A 5,693-nucleotide genomic window follows, 5' to 3' on the forward strand; every position below is an offset into this window, starting at 1 on the left:
AAAAAAAGCCCATCAAACTAAATTGATGAGCTTTAAAAAAAACTGGCGGCGACCTACTCTCCCGCTTTCGCAGTACCATCGGCGCTAGAGGGCTTAACTTCTGTGTTCGGAATGGGAACAGGTGAGCCCCTCTGCTAAAACCACCCTAAAGGCTGTTTTGTACAAAAGGTTGTACAGTATATTTGTATTAATGTATGGTGTATTCATGTATTTGGTATTCACGATCATGATAATCGTTAATACTTTTTACAGTTCTACATTTTACAGTAAAAATCGATAAAAACGTTCACAAAGAGAAGACCGTGTTGCACCCACGGGTACGCCTTAATTAGGCAATAAATCTACGGGTAATTAGTACTACTCGGCTATGCCATTACTGACTTTACACCTATAGCCTATCAACGTTGTCATCTCCAACGACCCTTAAAAGATGTCTCATCTTGAGGCAGGTTTCGCACTTATATGCTTTCAGTGCTTATCCTTTCCAAACGTAGCTACTCAGCGGTGCACCTGGCGGTACAACTGATACACCAGAGGTTTGTTCAAATCGGTCCTCTCGTACTAGATTCAAGCCCTCTCAAACATCTAACGCCCGCAATAGATAGAGACCGAACTGTCTCACGACGTTCTGAACCCAGCTCGCGTGCCACTTTAATGGGCGAACAGCCCAACCCTTGGGACCTTCTCCAGCCCCAGGATGTGACGAGCCGACATCGAGGTGCCGAACCTCCCCGTCGATGTGAGCTCTTGGGGGAGACTAGCCTGTTATCCCCGGAGTACCTTTTATCCTATGAGCGATGGCCCTTCCATACGGAACCACCGGATCACTATGTCCTGCTTTCGCACCTGATCGACTTGTAGGTCTCACAGTCAAGCACCCTTATGCCATTACACTCTACGCACGGTTACCAAGCGTGCTGAGGGTACCTTTGAAAGCCTCCGTTACTCTTTTGGAGGCGACCACCCCAGTCAAACTACCCACCACGCAATGTCCTTCCCGAAAGAAGTTAGGCTCCAAATAAACAAAGGGTGGTATTTCAACGTTGACTCCACCGACACTAGCGTGCCAGCTTCAAAGTCTCCCACCTATCCTACACATTGTTTATTCAAAGTCAATACGAAGTTATAGTAAAGGTTCACAGGGTCTTTTCGTCCCATTGCGGGTACTCGGCATCTTCACCGAGACTACAATTTCACAGAGCTCATGGTTGAGACAGTGCCCAGATCGTTACACCATTCGTGCAGGTCGGAACTTACCCGACAAGGAATTTCGCTACCTTAGGACCGTTATAGTTACGGCCGCCGTTTACTGGGGCTTCAGTTAATGCCTTCGGTTTAACCCTAAGCACCTTCCTTAACCTTCCAGCACCGGGCAGGTGTCAGACCCTATACAGCATCTTTCGATTTAGCAGAGTCCTGTGTTTTTGATAAACAGTCGCCTGGGCCTCTTCACTGCGGCCCCCGTTATTGCTAACGAGGGCGTCTCTTCTTCCGAAGTTACGAGACTATTTTGCCTAGTTCCTTAACCATGATTCACTCTAGCACCTTAGGATTCTCTCCTCGACTACCTGTGTCGGTTTTGGTACGGGTTGCTTCACTTCGGCTTTTCTTGGAATCTATTTCCCTGCAGCAGCTTCGCCCGAAGGCTAGGCCTTGACTATTCCGTCAGTCTCCAGCAAGTACGTAAATCCGTCCCCTTTTTAATGTGAGCAAGTTAGGGAATATTAACCCTATGTCCATCCACTTCCCCTTTCGGGTTCGCGTTAGGTCCCGACTAACCCTCAGCTGATTAGCATGGCTGAGGAAACCTTAGTCTTTCGGTGAGCGGGTTTCTCGCCCGCTTTATCGTTACTTATGCCTACATTTTCTTTTCTGTACGCTCCACAGGGCCTCACGACCCTGCTTCTGTGCAAACAGAATGCTCCCCTACCAGATATAACTCAAAAGTTATAAATCCATAGCTTCGGTAATATGCTTATGCCCGATTATTATCCATGCCGAACCGCTCGACTAGTGAGCTGTTACGCACTCTTTAAATGAATGGCTGCTTCCAAGCCAACATCCTAGCTGTCAATGCAGTTCAACCGCGTTATTTCAACTTAGCATATATTTGGGGACCTTAGCTGTTGGTCCGGGTTCTTTCCCTCTCGGACATGGACCTTAGCACCCATGCCCTCACTGCCGACGAACATTTATTAGCATTCGGAGTTTGTCAGGAATTGGTAGGATTTGACTCCCCCGCATCCAATCAGTAGCTCTACCTCTAATAAACTTAACATCGACGCTGCACCTAAATGCATTTCGGGGAGTACGAGCTATCTCCCAGTTTGATTGGCCTTTCACCCCTACCCACAAGTCATCCGAAGACTTTTCAACGTCAACCGGTTCGGTCCTCCACTTTGTGTTACCAAAGCTTCAACCTGCCCATGGGTAGATCACAAGGTTTCGCGTCTAATCCTACTAACTAAGCGCCCTATTCAGACTCGCTTTCGCTCCGCCTCCGCACCTGAAGTGCTTAAGCTCGCTAGTAAAATTAACTCGTAGGCTCATTATGCAAAAGGCACGCCGTCACCCAACTTGTGGGCTCCGACCGCTTGTAGGCGTACGGTTTCAGGTTCTCTTTCACCCTTCTATTCGAAGTGCTTTTCACCTTTCCTTCACAGTACTTGTTCACTATCGGTCTTTCAGGAGTATTTAGCCTTGGAGGATGGTCCCCCCATATTCAGACAGGATTTCACGTGTCCCGCCCTACTCATTTATCATCTATGTATGCCTTTCAATTACGGGGCTATCACCCTCTATGGCTGTTCTTTCCAGAACATTCTTCTAAACATATAAAGACTTTTGGGCTAATCCGCTTTCGCTCGCCACTACTTACGGAATCTCTTCGATTTCTTTTCCTCCGGGTACTTAGATGTTTCAGTTCTCCGGGTTTGCTCTCTAAATAAATTTAGAGTGACTGGTCTTCAACCAGCCGGGTTGCCCCATTCGGACATCTGCGGATCAATTCGTGTGTGCCGATCCCCGCAGCTTTTCGCAGCTTACCACGTCCTTCTTCGCCTCTGAAAGCCTAGGCATCCGCCATACGCCCTTAACGATTTCTTTCCTAATAATATATTAGTTCAGTATTTTTTGTCCAGCATTGCTGCTGAACGGTATTTTTGTAAACTTTGCACCCGTAAGTGCTCGGTTTTCTCTTTGTGATGTTCTTATCGTTAATGTCAATGATCTTATGTCTTACTGGAACTCCTGATGAACAGATATTGTTTTTGGCTCTATCCGTAACTTTTAAATCTGGTTTCCAATACTGTGGAGAATAAGGGAGTCGAACCCTTGACCTCCTGCGTGCAAGGCAGGCGCTCTAGCCAACTGAGCTAATTCCCCTCTAGTGAGACTTCGAGAGTCTAGATTCAAGACTCAAGACTTTCATCTTGCCTCTTGGCTCTTGATTCTTCCCGTCCTTTAATTAGTAGTCTCGGGCAGGCTCGAACTGCCGACCTCTACATTATCAGTGTAGCGCTCTAACCAGCTGAGCTACGAGACTGTCTTTTTAGACTATTAGATTCAAGATGCTCGATACAAGACTTGTTCGTGTCTTGATTCTTGCCTCCTGGCTCTTGTATCTCTTCCCTGTACTAATTTCTAGTGGGTTTATTTTTAAATACCAACCAAAGTAAAAAAACTAAAGCAAACTTTAAGTAAGTGCTTGATACTTGCGTATCGTTTTGTTTGTTTAACGTCTAAAGACGCTCTAAAATGAGATGTTCCAGCCGCACCTTCCGGTACGGCTACCTTGTTACGACTTAGCCCTAGTTACCTGTTTTACCCTAGGCAGCTCCTTTTACGGTCACCGACTTCAGGTACCCCAGACTTCCATGGCTTGACGGGCGGTGTGTACAAGGCCCGGGAACGTATTCACCGCGCCATGGCTGATGCGCGATTACTAGCGATTCCAGCTTCATAGAGTCGAGTTGCAGACTCCAATCCGAACTGAGACCGGCTTTCGAGATTTGCATCACATCGCTGTGTAGCTGCCCTCTGTACCGGCCATTGTATTACGTGTGTGGCCCAAGACGTAAGGGCCGTGATGATTTGACGTCATCCCCACCTTCCTCTCTACTTGCGTAGGCAGTCTCACTAGAGTCCTCAACTTAATGTTAGCAACTAGTGACAGGGGTTGCGCTCGTTGCAGGACTTAACCTAACACCTCACGGCACGAGCTGACGACAACCATGCAGCACCTTGAAAAATGTCCGAAGAAGGGTCTATTTCTAAACCTGTCATTTCCCATTTAAGTCTTGGTAAGGTTCCTCGCGTATCATCGAATTAAACCACATAATCCACCGCTTGTGCGGGCCCCCGTCAATTCCTTTGAGTTTCAAACTTGCGTTCGTACTCCCCAGGTGGCTAACTTATCACTTTCGCTTGGTCTCTGAATCCGAAAATCCAAAAACGAGTTAGCATCGTTTACGGCGTGGACTACCAGGGTATCTAATCCTGTTCGCTCCCCACGCTTTCGTCCCTCAGCGTCAGTTAAATCTTAGTGACCTGCCTTCGCAATTGGTGTTCTAAGTAATATCTATGCATTTCACCGCTACACTACTTATTCCAGCCACTTCAAATTTACTCAAGACCGACAGTATCAATGGCAGTTTCATAGTTAAGCTATGAGATTTCACCACTGACTTATCGGTCCGCCTACGGACCCTTTAAACCCAATAAATCCGGATAACGCTTGCACCCTCCGTATTACCGCGGCTGCTGGCACGGAGTTAGCCGGTGCTTATTCGTACAGTACCTTCAGCATCCTACACGTAGAATGGTTTATTCCTGTACAAAAGAAGTTTACAACCCATAGGGCCGTCGTCCTTCACGCGGGATGGCTGGATCAGGCTTTCACCCATTGTCCAATATTCCTCACTGCTGCCTCCCGTAGGAGTCTGGTCCGTGTCTCAGTACCAGTGTGGGGGATCACCCTCTCAGGCCCCCTAAAGATCATTGACTTGGTGAGCCGTTACCTCACCAACTATCTAATCTTGCGCGTGCCCATCTCTATCCACCGGAGTTTTCAATATTAAATGATGCCATTCAATATATTATGGGGTGTTAATCTTCCTTTCGAAAGGCTATCCCCCAGATAAAGGCAGGTTGCACACGTGTTACGCACCCGTACGCCGCTCTCTCTATTCCGAAGAATAAATACCGCTCGGCTTGCATGTGTTAGGCCTCCCGCTAGCGTTCATCCTGAGCCAGGATCAAACTCTCCATTGTATGTTTGTCTGACTCACTCAAAGTTCTTGACGCTTTAGTTTTTCCTTACTTTTTTTTGGTTGTTATTTGTATGTCAATGATCTCTTTTCTTTTCGCATCCACGGAAACTCTTTCTGTCGTTTGTTCCGTTTAGCGAGTGCAAAAGTATAAACTTTATTTTTAATGACCAAATCTTTTTTGAAGAAATTTGAAACTTTTTCAAGCCTCATCTTTTTCCTAAAATTCAATCCTAATCTCTACTTCGCTTCCCGCTCCAGATCTCTCTGATTGGGACTGCAAAAGTATAAACTATTTTTTAAATGACCAAATGTTTCCGGAGAAAAATCTGAAACTTTTTTTAAGCCCCTAACTCCCTTCACATCCCATCTTTTCAATCTTCTACTTCGCTCCCCGCTTCTCTCGATTTGGGTTTGCAAAGATAG

1 protein-coding gene, 2 tRNA genes and 3 rRNA genes are annotated in these 5,693 nt (G+C 46.5%); all 6 read right to left on the reverse strand.

Annotated features, from left to right (window positions below; translation table 11 throughout):
• Positions 1-40: 40 nt before the first annotated feature.
• Positions 41-148, reverse strand: a 5S ribosomal RNA gene (rrf, locus tag FUA25_RS13145).
• 183 nt (positions 149-331) lie between these two features.
• Positions 332-3,105: ribosomal RNA gene (locus tag FUA25_RS13150) — 23S ribosomal RNA — on the reverse strand.
• 205 nt (positions 3,106-3,310) lie between these two features.
• Positions 3,311-3,384: transfer RNA gene (locus FUA25_RS13155), tRNA-Ala, on the reverse strand.
• 86 nt (positions 3,385-3,470) lie between these two features.
• Positions 3,471-3,544 (reverse strand) — tRNA-Ile (locus tag FUA25_RS13160).
• A gap of 210 nt (positions 3,545-3,754) precedes the next feature.
• Positions 3,755-5,271: ribosomal RNA gene (locus tag FUA25_RS13165) — 16S ribosomal RNA — on the reverse strand.
• Together the 16S, 23S and 5S rRNA genes with 2 tRNA genes alongside form the textbook arrangement of a ribosomal RNA operon.
• Positions 5,272-5,507: 236 nt before the next feature.
• A partial coding sequence (locus FUA25_RS13370; protein WP_228411711.1) for a hypothetical protein occupies positions 5,508-5,693 on the reverse strand: 186 nt, incomplete at its 5' end.

This window comes from Chryseobacterium sp. (assembly GCF_008014695.1).
GTDB lineage: Bacteria > Bacteroidota > Bacteroidia > Flavobacteriales > Weeksellaceae > Kaistella.